This window comes from Martinezella sp. CNPSo 3795 (assembly GCF_057784475.1).
The window spans coordinates 98,734-115,870 of the sequence record NZ_JBXSOQ010000014.1 but is presented as its reverse complement, the minus strand read 5'-3'; the positions used below and the strand labels follow the sequence as shown (position 1 = coordinate 115,870).

The 17,137-nt window shown below is 58.8% G+C and carries 11 protein-coding genes; 5 read left to right on the top strand and 6 right to left on the bottom strand.

Annotated features, from left to right (window positions below; translation table 11 throughout):
* The first annotated feature begins 22 nt into the window (after positions 1–22).
* From AC13QY_RS28240 to AC13QY_RS28220, 5 genes are all read left to right on the top strand, one after another.
* Positions 23–1,513, top strand: coding sequence for an ATP-binding cassette domain-containing protein (locus AC13QY_RS28240; RefSeq protein ID WP_145635590.1), 1,491 nt, complete (start codon positions 23–25; stop codon positions 1,511–1,513).
* On the top strand, positions 1,510–2,454 hold the full coding sequence (locus AC13QY_RS28235) for an ABC transporter permease (protein WP_145635592.1): 945 nt from the start codon (positions 1,510–1,512) through the stop codon (positions 2,452–2,454). The genes AC13QY_RS28240 and AC13QY_RS28235 overlap by 4 nt, the downstream gene beginning before the upstream one ends.
* Positions 2,451–3,401 (top strand): ABC transporter permease, encoded by a 951-nt coding sequence (locus AC13QY_RS28230; RefSeq protein WP_069615646.1) that lies wholly within the window; start codon positions 2,451–2,453, stop codon positions 3,399–3,401. The genes AC13QY_RS28235 and AC13QY_RS28230 overlap by 4 nt, the downstream gene beginning before the upstream one ends.
* Before the next feature lie 32 nt (positions 3,402–3,433).
* Positions 3,434–4,354 (top strand): SMP-30/gluconolactonase/LRE family protein, encoded by a 921-nt coding sequence (locus AC13QY_RS28225; RefSeq protein ID WP_113333612.1) that lies wholly within the window; start codon positions 3,434–3,436, stop codon positions 4,352–4,354.
* A gap of 354 nt (positions 4,355–4,708) precedes the next feature.
* Entirely contained in the window at positions 4,709–6,586 is a 1,878-nt protein-coding gene (locus AC13QY_RS28220; RefSeq protein ID WP_488494355.1) for a hypothetical protein, read from the top strand.
* A 10-nt stretch (positions 6,587–6,596) separates the two neighbouring features.
* Here the strand turns inward: AC13QY_RS28220 and AC13QY_RS28215 are convergent, their stop codons facing one another.
* The 6 genes from AC13QY_RS28215 to AC13QY_RS28190 form a co-directional block, all read right to left on the bottom strand.
* Entirely contained in the window at positions 6,597–8,999 is a 2,403-nt protein-coding gene (locus AC13QY_RS28215) for a cellulose synthase (protein ID WP_442966513.1), read from the bottom strand.
* Positions 8,990–10,039, bottom strand: coding sequence for a family 8 glycosyl hydrolase (locus AC13QY_RS28210; protein ID WP_145635596.1), 1,050 nt, complete (start codon positions 10,037–10,039; stop codon positions 8,990–8,992). Before AC13QY_RS28210 ends, AC13QY_RS28215 begins: the two co-directional genes overlap by 10 nt.
* On the bottom strand, positions 10,036–12,546 hold the full coding sequence (locus AC13QY_RS28205; protein WP_113352456.1) for a cellulose biosynthesis cyclic di-GMP-binding regulatory protein BcsB: 2,511 nt from the start codon (positions 12,544–12,546) through the stop codon (positions 10,036–10,038). Before AC13QY_RS28205 ends, AC13QY_RS28210 begins: the two co-directional genes overlap by 4 nt.
* The gene (gene bcsA, locus AC13QY_RS28200; protein WP_113352455.1) at positions 12,546–14,735 is read right to left on the bottom strand and encodes a UDP-forming cellulose synthase catalytic subunit; all 2,190 of its coding nucleotides are present in this window, start codon (positions 14,733–14,735) and stop codon (positions 12,546–12,548) included. Before bcsA ends, AC13QY_RS28205 begins: the two co-directional genes overlap by 1 nt.
* 60 nt (positions 14,736–14,795) lie before the next feature.
* A complete protein-coding gene (bcsN, locus tag AC13QY_RS28195; RefSeq protein ID WP_246661199.1) occupies positions 14,796–15,752 on the bottom strand; it encodes a cellulose biosynthesis protein BcsN in 957 nt (318 codons plus the stop codon).
* A gap of 276 nt (positions 15,753–16,028) precedes the next feature.
* Complete coding sequence (locus AC13QY_RS28190; RefSeq protein WP_113352453.1) at positions 16,029–16,937, bottom strand: alpha/beta hydrolase; 909 nt, start codon at positions 16,935–16,937, stop codon at positions 16,029–16,031.
* Positions 16,938–17,137: the final 200 nt, after the last annotated feature.

The following is a 17,137-nucleotide window of genomic DNA, read 5'->3' as shown; positions in this document are numbered from 1 at the left end:
CAACGCCCGATCCGGACGATCCATGATTGCAGCGAAAGACAATGTTTTGAAGAGACAGGATGCCGGCCCGCAGGCCGTCGTCTCTGCTCATGGCATCAAGGTGCATTTCGGTGCTGTGAAGGCGCTCGATGGCGCCGACCTGACGGTTCATGCCGGCGAGTGCATCGGGCTCGTCGGTCATAATGGCGCTGGCAAGTCGACGATCGTCAACGTCATCAACGGCGGTCTCAGCCCACACGAGGGCAGTGTCACCTATGAGGGAGACGACAGCGTGCACGGCATCAACGCAGCGCGCGCTCACGGAATACGTTGCGTTTTTCAGGAATTGTCACTTGCGCCCAATCTCACCGTCGTCGAGAACATGCGGGTGGTCCATCGCGGCCTTGCCGGCTGGAATTGGCGGCGACAGGCGGCGGCAATCGTTCGCGCCAAGCTCGACGAGATTTTCGCTGGCCACAGGATCGACGTCATGCGGACCGTCGGCGAACTCTCGATCGCCGAGCGGCAGATGGTGGAGATCGCGATCACCTTTTGTGCGGTCGGTGAAACGCCGAAGCTGGTCATCCTGGATGAACCGACCTCATCGCTCGACGCCGGGCTTGCCGCTCAGCTGATGGCCTATGTGCGCAGTTTTGTGCAGGCCGGCGGAGCGGTCATGCTGATCTCGCATATTCTCGGTGAGATCCTTTCGACCGCAAGCCGAATTCTGGTCATGAAGGACGGTCGCGTCGTTGCCGATCGCATTGCTCAGGATTTCACCGTCCACAGCCTGGTCCAGGCGATGGGCAGTGTCGTCAAGGAACAGGATTGCAGGGGCAGGAGCGGAGGGAACATCGCATCGTCTCCTCTGCTTGCGCTGTCGGCGCGAGGGGGAAGGGGCCTTGGCTTCAACGCCCGCCGGGGCGAAGTGATAGGGCTTGCCGGGCTCGCCGGCCATGGCCAGACCGACATGTTGCTCGATCTCCATCGCTCGCTTTCTCACAACTGGCTGCCGGGCAGGCAAGACAATATCGCTTTTGTTGCCGGCGACCGCAGCTTGAACGGCACGTTTCCGCTTTGGAGCATACTGAAAAACCTCAGCATTGCCTCGCTCAGCGATTTATCGCGTCTGTCGGTCGTTGATCGCGGCCGCGAGGATCGTCTCGGTGCAGACTGGAAGGGTCGCATCGAAATCCGGACGCCGACGATGGCAAACGGCATTTTGTCCTTGTCGGGCGGCAATCAGCAGAAGGTTCTGTTTGCTCGCGCTCTGGCCACGACTGCGCCGATCGTGCTGATGGACGATCCCATGCGCGGTGTCGATATTGGTACCAAGCAGGAGGTCTACAGGATCTTGAGCGACGAGGCTTCGTCCGGTCGGACGTTCATCTGGTATTCGACCGAGATGGACGAGATTCGCCTCTGCGATCGCGCCTACGTCTTTCGCGACGGCGCCATCGTGTCGGAGCTGATTGGAGAGGACATCACGGAGGAAAATGTGTTGGCGGCTTCCTTTGCCGGGGAGGGCGCATGAGCCGCCCGTCATCTGCTACCCTGCGCCTGCTCATTCCGGCGCTGTCGCTTGCCGTCCTGCTCGCCGCGGTCTTTTATCTGCAGCCACGCGCCATGAGCTATATCGGCCTCAATCTGCTCTTCAATCTCGCCGTGCCGATTGCGCTGGCCACGATCGCGCAGATGATGATCATGGCGGTCAACGATCTCGATTTGTCGATGGGCACCTTCGTCAGCTTCACGGCCTGCGTGGCGGCGACCTATCTGCAATCTGCCCCGCTCATCGGTATCCTCATTCTGACGGCCGCAATTGCCGTCTATGCCGCGATCGGCATCGTCATCTATATCAGGGATCTGCCATCGATCGTCGTGACGCTCGGCATGAGCTTCGTCTGGGGTGGCCTAGCAGTTCTGCTGCTGCCGGCACCGGGCGGCACCGCGCCCGATTGGGCGCGCTGGCTGATGACTTCGAAGCCGCCGTTCATCCCGATTGCGATCATAGCCAGCATCGTCATCGCGCTGCTTGCCCATCTGATCGTCATGCGCTCTTCCTTTGGAGTATTGATCCGCGGTGTGGGCGGTAATCAGCGGTCGCTGCAGCGGGCTGGCTGGTCCGTTGTTGGTCTGCGTGCCGCCGCCTATGCGCTGGCGGGCTTCTTCGCCGTATTGGCCGGCATTGCCCTGGTTGGGCTTACCACCTCGGCTGATGCGAATATCGCGCTGCGCTATACCTTGCTGTCGATCGCAGGCGTCATCCTCGGCGGCGGGGAGTTTACCGGCGGCCGCGTCTCGCCTATGGGCGCCGTCATCGGCGCCCTGACATTGACCCTGGCGGGCTCCTTCCTGTCGTTTCTGCGGATATCGCCCGACTGGCAGATCGGTGCGCAGGGCGCGATCCTGATCATCGTGCTTGCCCTCAGGCTCTTGCTCAATCGCGTCGAAAAGCGGGAGAAACAATCATGATCGCGCTTGCCACGCTCGGCCGTAAACCCTGGATTTGGTCCTTCATCGCCGCAATCGCGGTGTGGATCATCACCGTTCTCTTCACCGGCGGCGCGAGTTCCATCGGCCTGTCGCAGGCGGCACTCACCTTTGCGGCATTCTCTGTCATCGTCGGCATCGGCCAGATGTTCGTCATCACGCTCGGGCCAGGAAACATCGATCTCTCCGTGCCGGCGACCATGACGCTTGCTGGCACCATCGCGCTGAAACTCATGAATGTCGAGGACAGTATGATCGTGCCGGGTTTGCTGGTGTCGGTCGTCATCGGCCTCGGCATCGGTCTCGGCAATTACGCCCTGATCAAGCTCTTGCGCATTCCGCCGATCATCGCGACGCTCTCCATGAGCTTCATCATTCAGTCGACCGCCATCTGGAGCAATCGCGGCCTTCGCATCAAGCCGCCCGAATATCTGGCCGAGTTCACGACATCGGGGGTATTCGGCATACCAAATGTCGCCATTGTCGCCTTGTTGCTCTCGGCGCTTGCCTGGATTCTTCTGGAAAAGACGATCTATGGCCGCTGGATCTCGGCGATCGGTCAAAGCATGTTTGCGGCGCGCATGGCAGGCATCCCCGTCGACGGAACGCGGCTTGCGACCTATGTGCTCTGCGCCATCCTCGCCTCGATCTGCGGCTATCTGCTGGCGAGCTTCTCCGGCGGCGCGGCCCTTAACATGGGCGCGGAATATCTGTTGATGTCGATCGCCGTCGTCATCATCGGCGGGACGGCGGTTGCCGGCGGCGATTCCAACGTGCCGGGCATCTGGGGCGCCTCGCTGTTCATGTTTCTGGTCGTCTCGATGCTGAACACCTATGGCTTCGGCGCAGGCCCGAGGCTCGTTCTCACCGGCCTGATCATTATTGCCGTCATTCTCGTGGCTGGCGGCCGTCCGATTGGCGGGCGCTGAATTCTCTCCCAAAAGACCCCAGGAAAACTGTGATGTCCAACGACGCTCCTTCCATTTACGAAATCTACGACACGCGCTTCCGCCATCTGATTGTCCCGAGCGCCGGCCTGGAGGAGCTTTATTCCGATTGCCGCTGGGCGGAGGGGCCGGTCTGGTTTGCTGATGCCGGATGCCTGATCTGGAGCGACATTCCCAACGAGCGCATGCTGCGCTGGGTGCCGGGCGGCAATGTCTCGATCTTTCGCTCACCCTCGAATTTCGCCAACGGCAATACGCGCGATCGCCAAGGGCGGTTGATATCCTGCGAACATGGCGGCCGCCGTGTGACGCGCACGGAGATCGACGGCTCGATTACCGTGCTTGCCGACAGCTATAAGGGCAAGCGCTTGAACTCGCCTAACGACGTGATCGTCCGCTCAGACGGAACGGTCTGGTTTACCGACCCGACCTACGGCATTCTCTCGAATTACGAGGGTTATAAGGCGGAGCCGGAGCAGCCGACCCGCAATGTCTACCGCCTCGATCCGTCGACAGGGGAATTGGATGTCGTGGCGGATGATTTCCGCCAGCCGAATGGCTTGGCTTTTTCACCGGACGAGACGAAACTGTATGTTGCCGACTCCGCCGCAAGCCACGACATCAGCGCCCCCCGCCACATTCGCGTCTTCGATGTCGTGGACGGTAAGAGACTCGCAAACGGCCAAGTCTTCTGCAACATCGACACAGGTATTCCGGACGGATTCCGTGCCGACATCGACGGCAACATCTGGACCAGCGCTGGCGACGGCGTTCATTGTTTTGCAGCTGATGGGACTTTGATTGGCAAGATTAAGATACCACAGACGGTCGCTAATCTTACATTTGGTGGTCCGAAGCGGAACCAGCTTTTTGTTGCGGCAACGCGGTCGCTTTATCGGGTCTTTACTACTGCAACTGGGGCGCAGATGCCTTGAAACTCTAACTCCTGGTGCCTTGTGTTACGCCGGCGCCTTGCGCAAGGTGGAGGACTATTGTCACTGTTTGATGCTGCACAATGGATTGAGGGCAGGCAAAGATGTCCAAGGAACCGGCTCTCTCAGTGCATGATCAACGGTTCTTGACCATGTAGTGCAGGCGGCTTTAGATGCCTGGCTTGGCAGAAAGCGGTTGCTACTATTGGATACCAGGGGCGCGTCTTGCCGAAATAACTAAACTTCGGAACAGATCGCGCAGCTTAAGGTTCCGCTCACCTGTTTGCCTGTGCATATTCTAAAGCTTGAACGGTTCTATTAAAATAATTAATGATGGGCTGATTTCCGGCCAAGCAGATGGATAAAAGTATGTGGGCTTCTAAAACGGACTATGCCAAACTTTACTCGCCTGAGTACTTTGGAAAGTCCTCCGGGAGTGCCAGCTACAATGGCAGCGATTTTGAACGCGTTTTTTTCAATCTCTGCAAGGCCAATAATATTGATTCATTGGTCGATGTTGGCTCTGGAAGTGGAAAGCTTAAGCAGTCGGCCGTATCAGCAGGGATGACGGTCTTCTCATGTGATTTTGATCCCGTAGATAAAGATGCTTTTCATTTTGATCTCTCGCTTGAAGATGCAGAAGCCGCAGCCACACTATATAATCAAATAGGCGATCGGGTTGGTTCAGCAGAGTATATTACTACATGTCTCGACGTTTTGGAGCATATTGACATCGAGGATGTCAGTAACGCTCTCTGGAACCTGCACACGATAATAGGAAACCTGGCTGTCGTATCCGTGTCCACACGACCAAGCAGCCGCGGAAATAAGTATCACTCGACAGTTTTGCCTTTATCAACGTGGAAATATTTATTCGAGCTTTCGGGGTTTGAGATTGTCGATCCGCATTTTTGTTCCGAAGGTCGCAGAATTCTGCCGCCCACTAGCAATGATCCGCTGCTAGGACTTGTCTCTCATTGGGCCCAGGCTGATATTTTCAAGGATCGGCTTGATGGTGAGCCGACCTATCTTCTATTGCGGAAAGCAAAGCGACCAACCGACAAAGAAAGCCGCCTGATAAAAATAGACGCAGTGCTCGATATTGCCTATAGAAAGGAAAAACGACTTGCTTTTCATGAGCGACGTTTACAAGCTATTGCTTTAAATATCGGTCATTTTCAGGACTTTCTAACTCTTCGTCCTCTGTTAGACATTATTCCAAGGGGGCAGTGCTCCGCGCTAATTCGGGGCGACGAGCTTCAATCCGACGAAATGTCAATGATCGTGGGCCACTTCGAGCGCAATGGGATTCCGATAATAATCTATCGGACAGTTGCCGAGATCGATTGGCGAGGACTGTCCGTCCGCACCCTTGTTTCCGGCTCCGAATCAACGGCGGCAGTCAGTCATGCATTAAACGCGCAGGTTATCGAAGCTGCAAAGTTGTGGGGCGTCAAAACGGTGTTGCTACAGCATGGGATATGGATTGAACCCATGCAAGATCGCGAAATCAATTTTGCCTCCGACACTATTTTAGCATGGGGCGCGGAACATGAGCGGTTTAGCAGCGGTAAGCATTCTGCAGCCGGGATTTCCAGATCTTATAGCGCGTTGAACAATGGTCGCTTTAAAGCGGCAGGCTCGCCAAAATTTCATGACTCGTTGCTGCAAACGAACTCGGATGTCCTCCGATGGCGGTTGGGTATCGATATATCAAACTACAGCGAACACGTCCTTCTAGGAACGAACTTGAAATGGGCGCAACATCATGATGAGAGGTTGCATATATTAGCGGGCATACGCCGGATGATTCAAAGCAATCCGGAAAAGTTATTCATCGTAAAACCTCATCCGTCTGAACGGCATTCTGAATATGCTGAATTGAGAGCAGATAACACACTTGTACTGGACGACATCCTACTGGGCTGTCTCGATTTATCGGTGTCGAGGCTGTTGGGCGGAATCGCAACAGTTGTGTCTTCTCTTTCGACCTTGTTGCTTGACGGTGCTGTGTTGGGTCGCCGTTGCATCCAGTACGATACCGGAAACAGGCTTCACTATGAATTATGCAAGCCGATTTCCGTTAACGATCTGCATCTTGCGATAAAGAATCCTCTCGCAGCTTCGTTGAGCAGCAAAGATTTTGCATCATACTATAACGATGCGGGCAACGATCATGTTTACGAAGTATTTGCTGAAGTTGTTGGCGACCAATCCTCCAGTGGCCACAGTTGAGGCGACGACCTCAATACTCTCCCCGCGGCGGATGTAGCGTAAGCTGGAGGTCGCGCAAGCCACGGCTGCCGTCGCGGCTGCCGGTTGCGGCGACGGCGGTGAAGATGCGTTCGGCGTCGTCGTACATTTTCAGATTGAGGTAGCAGTATCCGCGCAGCACCATCAGATCGACGCGCTCCTGCTGCAACTGCGCGCGCTGGTCGAGATAGAGCAATGTCTCGTGATAGCGCTTGCCCTCGAAGGCCGAGAGTGCGCGGTCGGCCAGTATGGCGACCTGCAATTCGGCAGCGCGCTGGTGGTTCATCGGCGCCTTGGTCGCAGCGACGGCGGCATTATTGGCAAGGCCGGCCCGCAGATAGGCAAGGCTCTGTCCGTAGGCTGCTTCTTCGCGCGATTTCGGATCCGTGTTGCTCAAGGCAACATCAAAGGCTTCTACCGCTTCCATTGGCCGATTGAGGTTCATCAGGCACCAGCCGCGAGAAAGAGCACTAGCAGGCGTCAGCAGCCGCGCATTGACGGTGGTATTGCATCCCGCCGCGTGCCGTGTCGAGCGGGTCGCCACCCGGGCACGCGTCTCCGGTTCGGCATAATTCGGGGACGGCGCACGGCGCACAGGGGCTACTCGTTGCACCGGGGGCTCAGCGTTGACGTAGGGCTGCGTTACAGGAGGCTGGGGCGCGACCTGAGAGGCCATCGGTTGCAGGTTCTGCGGTTCGCCTTGCTGCATCGTTGTCTGGGGCAAGGTTTGTGGGGCAGGCTGCAGTGTCTGATTGGGAGACGGCAGCGGTTCTGACGTCGGCGTGCGCGGCGCCGGCTCGCCGAGTACGGCGATACGTTGGGAGCGATCGGCCCACAGTCTCTGGACTTCGGCGACGCCCACACGATCGTTCAACTGGTTGCGCGTAATCGCAAGGCCGTAGGCGGAAGGCTCGTCGTCGGGTTTCCAGCGCAAAGCCGTCTCGAACCAGCGAGCAGCGGCCTGCGGCTGGTTCATCGAGCGAGCAAACCATCCGAACTGCTGAGCCGTCGGGACATATTTCTGCTTCACGACTTCCGCGGCGATACGGCCCAGAACATCTTCGCTAAGGCTGGCCGGCGGTTGGAGCGCCATCAGATTGGCGGTTGCCGCAAGGTAGGTCGCCATCGCGTCCTTGGATTCATTGCGCCATTTATACATGGCGTCTTCGGCTTCCTGCGGCTTGCGGTCGGCAATCAGCACCAGAGCCAGCCCCTGCGAGATTGTGGCAGAATCTTCCTTCTCATGCGCGGCTTTGAACCATTGCTCGGCGTCGGGATAATTGCCGCGGCGCAAATCGTACCAGCCGAGGAGCGCATCATCGGATGCAAGGCCCTGACTGCGCGCGACACGCTCCACTTGAGACAGATAGTCTTGCGATACAGTCAGTTTGGGATCGTCATTGCCCTGGGCAACGAAGCGGCGAGCCAGATCGGTCCTTATGCTATCGAATTCGCGCCCGCCGTTGCCGTCTGGTTTTTCCAGAGACAAGAGATCCTGCATCGGCTGATAGGGCAGCAGGGCCGCCGCCTTCTGGATGGTCGCAAGTCTCTCCTGCGGATTGGTGCAGGTCTTCAGAATATATTTGTAGGCGTCCTGGCCGCGGGCTGCACGATCGGTGCGGATGAAAGCTTCGGCGACGCGCCAGAGAACGTCGATATCGCTGCAGGTCAGGAGGCTCGGCGTTCTGGCGCCGATGTCGATCACAGTCTGATATTGCTTCAGATCGGAGGCGTTGACGAGCCGCGTGCGTGCTTCCGCGATATCCAGACGCTCCAGCAGATCGGCGGGCGGTTGCCATCCGGATTCGGTTGTCTGGCGGTCGGCAATGGCCTTGCGCACCTCGGCATAACGGCCCTCTGAATAGAGCTGCCACATGGCCTCGAGCTGCTTGTCGCTGTTTCGCGGAATGGCCAGCGGATCGGCAGGCGGCGTCCAGTTCGGGTAGAGCGTCTGCAATCGGGATATTTCTGCCTGGAGCCGCGCCTTGTCGCCACGGCTTGCAAAATAGCGCAATGCGCTTTCATCGACCTTCGGTTGATTATCGGCAGCTTGTGCCGGATTGGTCTGCTGAGCCGACGGCTGCATTGATTGCGGCTGCGCCTGCTGTTGTGAAGTTTGGGCGATTGCGTCGGGGGCGGTTCCGTTTGCCGGCTTGGAGGGTGGGTCGGAGAGAACCGCCGATGGTGCAGCCGCTTGTATATGGTCGGCGAGTGCTTGCAAGTCGATCGGCTTTCCCGAGCTACTATCAGCGACGAGTATCGCCTGCGGCTCGAGGCGTGCCGACTTTGCCAGCTTGATCTTGTCTTCCGGCGAATCGTGATCCTTCGTCGCGAGCGTAAATCCCGCCACGGCGACGGCCAGGAAAGCCATGATCAAGGTGGACTTTATAAACACTCCGGATGTCTCTCCGTGACGAAAGCCAGGCTCAACAGCTGCAAGGTGGCTGGATAGTAAAGCGATGGGGTGAACTGCCGAACCGAAGCAGGCAGTTTCGCTCCGCTCACCACACACGCCACAACATCGTTAACAATTCTATAACCCGGATCTGGAAGCAGGTCCTTCGGCTTCCCGGTCGTCAGATCGATCGTTGCAGGTTCGTCCTCCTCGACGGTCATGCCCTGCTGCAGACGCGAAAGCAGCGCCTTGTCGCCGATGCCTGCGCGCGCCAGGTAAAGCGGGATCCTGACGCTATTATAACCGAATTCCGCCTCGAAGCCGTCTGCCGGTTCCGGCTTCGCCTTCACGCTAACCCAATCGGCGGGAAGCTTGCGCGGACCAAATTGCAGGGCGCGCAGCAGGGCAAGGCCATCATCGCTGAGCTTCTGCCAGCGATCGGAAGGCACCAGCAGTGCCATGACGGGAATTGCCTCGAAGACCCAATAGGATGGATTGATGACGGGTCCATCCTTGCGCCCGGGCGGGCGATAGCCCTCTACACCGGGAATGAGCAGTGTCCGCCCTGCGGAACTGATGACGACATGGGACAGGATGGACTTGGCCATGCTCGCAGCCGCCTGCAGATAATCCCTGTTGTTCCAGGCCGAACCCGCCAGGGCCAGTGCGTAGGCAATCAGCAGATCGCCATCCGAAGCGTTGTTCGTGTCCGCCACATGTGGAACAGCAGTCGGATCCCATTTCCAGACGGCAAGGCCGTCGTCGCGCAGCAGTAGCTCCGTGCGGGTAAAATACCAGATCTGTTCGAAATCGGCGGGATTGTTGGCGAGATAGGCAAGCAGCATGCCGTAGCCTTGGCCCTCGCTGTGGCTGATGCCGCCATTGCCGTTGTCGATGATGCGCCCGTTCACATCGAGGAATTTCGCCTTATAGGCAGCCCAGGCCTGCGGATCGATTGCCGGCCGCTGGGCGGCAGCCGGTTGCGCTGCTGTCATCATGGCCGCGCTGCAGATGGCAAGAACAAGGTGCCGGAGTTTCATTCGCGCCTGCCGATCTTGGAAAGAACGCTTGCCGTGCTCACCCCGAGCAGGAAGGAACCCACCACGAACAGGAAGGCGTAGGACAATATGTTGCTGGAAAGCCAATTTGCGGCGATCAGCCGATAATTCGTCAGCGACCAGGGTTGGGAGACGACAAAGGTGAACCGGCTGACCGGCACGGTATCGATCTTTCCCGTCTTGCCGGAATAGACGGTGATGCGGCCGCTGATCTGCGACCAGGTATGCTGCGCACTCATCGCCTCGGCACCCGCTCGCAGGTCTCCGGCACTGGGCGCGGTGACAACGGTCCAGGTCGCGTCATTGGTTGGATTGGCCTCCTGAGCGATCAGGAAGCTGTTGGCATTCGATGGGGTGAACACCTGCTCTGAACTGGGGATGAAGCGAAGCGAGCTCAAGGTGATATCGAAATTGCGGTGCATCCATTGCTGGAAGCTCTGCATCTGCCCCTGCAGCAACCCGCCGCTGATGCGGGAGCGCCAATCGGCGATCGTCACGGACGCTTCAGGTATGCTGCCTTGGCCCGGGGCAGGCGGGCGCCAGGCCACCTGGCTCGAGGCGGAGATATTCATTTGTGTGAGGATCGTCGACGGCAGCTGCGAGACGGAACCGATGAACAGCGCATTGCGGCTCCCGACCGTACTCGGCGAGGCGGTCGGTTCGAGCGCGATGGGATGGCCGGCGACAAGCGCCATCTGGCCGAGGAGCGTCGCGGTCGCAGACAGCGTGTCGGTGTCTGCGCGGTCGATGAAAAGCGCGGTTGGCTCGGTTTGGCGGTTGTAGGGATAGCCAGTGCCGGCAAGGGCTGCAAGGTTCGGCCGCTGAGCGATCCTTGCAAAATCCGGGACGGTGAACTGGCTGGTATCGAACAACGCGAAGCGGGGCGTCGTGCTTGAGGTCGCTGCGGGCGCGCAGGCGGTATCCTCTTCTGCCAGCAACATGGCTTCTAGCGTGATCGTGTTCAGACCCGGCTTGAAATGGCGCATGGTGATACGGATGGGCAATTGCCGGAAAATGCCGCCCCCGGTTGCCGTGATCGGCTTGGTCGTGGCGATGCTGCCGTTGACGTACACGTCGATATGACTGCCCGGACGCACATCCTTGGCATAGGCCGCATCGAGCAGGATGGTGGCCTCGCCATAGGCATTCGCATAGAAGTCGGACGGGATCGCCACGTTGAAGCTTGTATGGAAACGCCGTCCGGAAAATTCCGTCGTCCTGACACCCAGCTGTTCGAAGGAAAGGCTAGTGCCCGAGTAGATGAGCGGGGCGTCGGGTGCGGACCATCGTTGCGTTAACAGCAGATCGCGGCGGGTATTGGGGTCGCGGTCAGTCGGCGAAACAACCATGTCGATCGCGGATGCGATCGCCTGCCAGGACGGGCCGCTGATAAGGAGAAGCTGCTGACCGCTGCGTGGGTCCGTCGCAAAGGTCGCCAAGGCCCCATTTTGGGCCGCGGCTGGAACGGCAAAGACGGGCTGCAGCTCCGCCGGCGTGCCGACGACGACGGTCATCTTGCCGGGGCCTGCTGGAGGTAGGGCATCCGTGCCGAACGAAAAGGCTTCGTTCGGCATTCCGCTCAAAAGCGCCAGTCCCTGTGCCAGACGCAGGATCGGCTTGGTCGTTCCCGGTTGAGCCAATGCCGGCACGACCAGATTGAACTGTGTCTTGCCGGTACCGTCGACACCGATCGCGCGGATGGCGTCGGTGGTGGTGAGTTTCTCCGCTTCGCGACTGGCGAAGCTGAGATAAGTTCTTGCGGGATCGATATCGGACCAGAGCTCGTACGTCGACGGAATGTCGCAGTCGACGCGGTGGCGCTGCGTCGCCTCGAAGGTCAACAGATTGGCGCCGGGCTGCAGCAGCCCGCGCGGGATATCGAAGCTGATATCCGACTCGTTGTCCGAGGAGCCGATCTGCTGCTGATGGACGGCGCGGTCATTCACGAGGACCGTAAGCTGCGATGCCTCCGGGGCGACGACCACCGCGTTCTGGTAGGCAAAGGTAAGTTTCGCGGGCGCCGCCGCCTGCTCCGGCGTCAGATAGATCGACCAGGATTTGCGGTCGGCTTCACCCTCCAATCGCAGCTTTGCGTAGGGAACGACATAGCGGCGGAATGCCGACGGGTCGGTGCTGGCGGTTGCCTGTTTCGCCTTTGGCGCCACTTGCGGTGTCGTCTGGGCGGGAGTGACAGGGGTTGTGACCTGCGGCGTTGCCGTCTGTGGAGTAACGGTCGGCGGCGTCATGACCAGGGGCGGAACAGCTTGAGGAGCTACGGTCTGCGGTGCTACGGTCTGAGGAACCGTGACCGGAGGCACCGCTGCCTTCGGTGGCTCTGTCTGCGGCACGGCAGTTTGCGGAGTTATGATCTGAGGCACTGTCGGCGCTTCGCCTTTCGGCCGCTCGCCGGACATGTCGAAAGGCATCGTCTGGGCCTGCGCCGTAACGGCGCCAAGGATAAGCAAGAGAGCGGGGAGGGCGCGGTTCATCAGCTTCTGGCCTTCGCATCCTGCCGCTGCTGTGTGCGATCCGAGCCAACACCCCTGAACAGGTAGATCAGACCCCGGCTGGTCTGATAGAGCGACATGCTCAGAAACCAGAAGGTTCCGCGGATGATGCCCGGATTGCGCCGCCGCGCCTGCTGGAACTTCGTCCATTGATCGGAATTGGCAAAGACGAGGTCGGCAATCAGGCGATGGTCGGCAGCACCCCTCGGAACATATTGGCAGCCGATGGCGGTAATATCGCCCATCTGCTCGATATTACGAACGACGACCGACAGGGTCACCATGTCGGCGCCACTATAGGGCTGGAAGCGGATGATGGCTTCCGAGCCGACCGCGACCGGTTCCAGATCCTTGTTGAAGACGTTCAACCTGGCGCCATGGACGGAGACGTCCTCGATGGAAGCGGAATTCCAGCGGCCGTCGATCCCGAACTCGCTGCGGCGGTCGACTCTGACGCGCCGCGAAGATGCACGCTCGCCACGTTCGGAGACGACGCCGAGAGCGCAGCCGGAAAGGACGAGGTTGATGATGTTCCAGCCGCCGACGACAAGCGTAACGTCGGCCTTATAGGGCTCCGCATAGACGCGGTAGATTGTGACCGCCAGTGCGATGATCTGAACGGCGAAAATAACGAAGAACGGGCGGCTGATTTCCGAAAGCCGGCTGACGGCGATCGATTCGTCCTTGGCCGTGACCTTGAAAGTCGGCTTGCGGGGATTGAGCATGACCGAGACGACGGCCGGCAACAGGTGCACCGTCTGTACATATTCATAGAGTTCGGAAATCCACGGCCAGCGGAACGACCCGTAGAGATAGTTCTGCATCATCAGGTTCACGAGCATATAGGCAAGGGTATAGGCGAGGAACTCGCTGCCCGATGCCGTGAAGATCTCGAGATCGAAGAAGAGGTAGAAGAGCGGCGCAAACAGGAAGATGACGCGCGGAAACGGAAACAGCCAGAACAGCGTCGACGACATGTAGCAGAGCCGTTGCGGCAGCGTCAGGCCGCGCTTCAGGAGCGGGAAGCGGAAACGCAGGATTTGCATCATGCCTTGCGCCCAGCGGCTACGCTGACCGATGAAGCTTGCGAAGGTCGCCGGCTGCAGGCCGGCAATCAGCGGTTTGTCGACATAGATGCTATTCCAGCCGGCGCCATGAAGCGCAAGCGCGGTTTCGCAGTCTTCCGTGATGCTGATGCCGCTAAAGCCATTTTGCGATTGCAGCGCCTTGCGGCTGAGCACGGCGGCCGAACCGCAGAAGAACGCGGCATTCCATTTATCGAGGCCGCGCTGGATGATGCCGTAGAACATCTCGTTCTCGCTCGGCATGCTGTCGAAGGTGCGCAGATTGCGCTCCAGCGGGTCCGGATTGATGAAGAAATGAGGGGTCTGAACGAGAAAAAGCTTCGGATCGTCCTCGAAGTAGCCGACGGTTTCGCGCAGGAAATCACGCGCAGGAGCATGGTCGGCATCGAAAACGGCGATCAGGTCGCCGTTCGAATGCTCCAGCCCGTTGTTGAGGTTGCCGGCTTTGGCATGTTCGTTGCGGTCGCGCGTCAGATATTCGACATCCAGATCGGCGCACAGCCGCTTGAGCTCGTCATGGCGCGCGATTGCGGCCTGCGATTCCAGGATTTTGGTCGAATTGCGCTTCTGCAATGTGCCGCCATCGTCGAGCAGCCACACTTTGAGCTTGTCGGCCGGATAATCCATCGCCTTGGCGGAGGCGAGCGTGTTGGCCAGAAGATTGGTATCTTCGTTATAGGACGGAACGAAAACATCGACGCTCGGGAAATTCTTGGTTTCGGAAGCGCGCTTGGTTCGTGGCGGCAGCGGAGTAGCAACGATGAAGAGGCTGAGCATCAGCATCGCCACGTTGTACATTTCGGCGAGATAGAGCAGCAGCCCGGGAATGAAGTTTTCCAGCTGGTTTACGGGCGGTATCGTATAGGACGTGCGCCAATAGACATAGCGCAGAACGATGGCCGTGCCGAAAGCGAGCGCCACGAGCCGCCATGTTCCCTGACGCTTGAGGATCTTGATGATCGCCATCAGGGTGACAACCACGGTGCTGGCAATCAGCTGCGTTTGAAGGTTGACCGGCAACGTGATCAGCACGATTCCGCATAGTGCTATCACGGCCCATATCAAGATGCTGCGTGCAGTCTGCATCGGTGTCCCTTCAAAGGTATTGCCAGACGCCATCCTGGCGCCCCCAAGCAGCGCCGCCTGCTAGCGGCACCCCTGAGATATGCCAGTTGCCCCGTTACAGTCCGGTAAAGGCACGACGATATTGCTTGCAGTATTTGCAGGTGGCGGCGCCGCCATCGAACTTGCACCATTCGCGCCATTCGTCTGCGGTTGATCGTTCTGCCCATCCGGCAGCGGTACGCGCGGGCCGATCATCGGCGGCAGAGCTGGCGCCGCCTGCGGCTGGGGCTTCATCATGATCGGTCGGCGCACGACCGTAGGACGCGGTGCGGCGGGGCGGTTCTGGTAGCCGATGCTGATGGGTGCCGTGCGATAAGGGGTGGCGTCGGGATAGACCGGTTCGCCGGGCTTGCCCAGAACGGCATCCGCGCCGCGGGGCGCGCCGAAAGGGTTGAGTGCGGCGCCGGCAAAATGGCCTGCGATCGTATAACCATAGACCGTGCTCAACAGCTGGCCTTCGCTCGCATGGGCGTCGCAGAGCCGGATGCGCACCTGTACCATGCCGAAATTGCGTTGCTCCTGGGGCGGCGCAAAGCCGGCCTTCACCTGCTGCCAGGCATAAAGACAGGTATCGCCGGCGCGGCTCTGGCCGGAGGCGTAACCGAAGGGGCCATAGTTGTTTTGAACGAAGGTTGCTGAGCGGGCGAGCCGAACGCCGGGCACGGCAGCCGCCATCTCACGTGCAATCGCGCCGTCGCTGATCGTATTGTAAGGCCGGCTTCCGAGTCCCGGATTGGAGCCTGTCAGCCCAAGAAACTGAACCTTCAGGAAATTCTGGCCTGAGACGGAAGATGAGGTGGAAAGCGCGATCGTCTGCTCGACATCCTTGCCATGCCTGCGCTCGACCACGTTTATGATCGCCGGTCCGCCTGGCGGCGGAAATGCCAGTGCCTTGTCACTCGAGACCGTTTCCACGCCGATCGACTGACGAACCTGGCCGGTTGTGGTGCAACCAGCGCCGATGCAGGCCAGTATCATCAACACTATCGTCTTTGAAAAATGCATCTCTTAGATCGCGGCAATCCTGTGTGATCACATTCATCGGCAAATTGCGCGACGGTCTTTGGAATCAAGTGCTTGTATTCACTATAGCAAATAAAGGTGATTATGGTTAACCAAGGGTTAATTTTAGCCGATTGGTGTACCGCAAGAGGCCTGAAATGCACGCCGAATACGCCCTCTCGCGCCGAATGCACGAAGAGCGATGCAGAGTCGGAGATTAAGCTACAACTTTAGGCCGCAAGCCTATGAATTTCAGGTCGATTTCTTTCTTTGAAATGCGATCTGGACGGCTCGGTTCAGCGCGACCGGGAGGACCGACATATGGTTCTCTCCCGCATATTCCTCAAAGGTAATCGTTTCTGTGGATGACGCCAGTTTGGCCCATCTCTCAGCCATGTCGCGGGCGAGTTCTATCGTGCGTGTTTCTCTTGCCCGTTCTTGTCGTTTTTGCTCCTCGGCGGTGCCTTTATGGAAGGGCGCCAAGGTCTCGCCTTCATACTGACCGGCGGAAAGATGCAGTTCCATATCGAGCGGCTCTTTGTGCCTGTCGAGGAATTCTCTCTCCATCGAAAGAATAGCGGCATCTTCCCAGTAGATCGCCGGGCTTGCGGAAATCCAGCGACTGAAGGCATCGGGTTTACAAAACAGCGCGTAGAGCGTGAACAGGCCGCCGAACGAATGGCCGAAAAGTGTCTGGCGTGAACGGTCGACCGGGACCTGCTGCTCTATCCAAGGCTTAAGCTCATCCTCGATGAGCGCCAGAAAACGTTCGCCGCCGCCGGTCTTCACATCCGGCGTATCGGGGAAGAATGGCGGATAGACGCGTCCGGGCGGTGGGCTCAAATCCCAGGAGCGGCGCAACGGGTCATATGGCTCGTCCGTGGGATAGCCGATGGCAACGATGACACCTTCCGCGACATTGGTTCCGTTCGGATAGCTCGCCTGTACTTTGACTGCGTCGACAGCGGTCGCAAAACAGGCGTTCCCGTCGGTCAGGTATAGGATCGGCCAACCCTCCCGCGGTGCCGGCTTGTCCGGGCGATAAAAAAAGATCCTGTGCGGATGATCGGCATTGTCGAACTTCAGGTCAATGAATGTGCAGCCGGGAAGGGTGACCGGCGCCAGAATGGCAGCGGCAGTATGTGACGAGGTATGGGACATGGCCTCTCCGGCTGACCGATCATGTAAGGCGCAGGAGCAACGGGCGCCGATGTTTGAAAGATGATGAAATTTCTCATATTATGAGTGGTGCGATCTGGCAAGCGGGCCAAATGCTTCGCTAAGCGTAATTTTTAGGTGTCTTCCGCAATCCGGTATTCGGCCGCCGGAGCCATTCTGCAACATGAGGGTGGAAACCAATA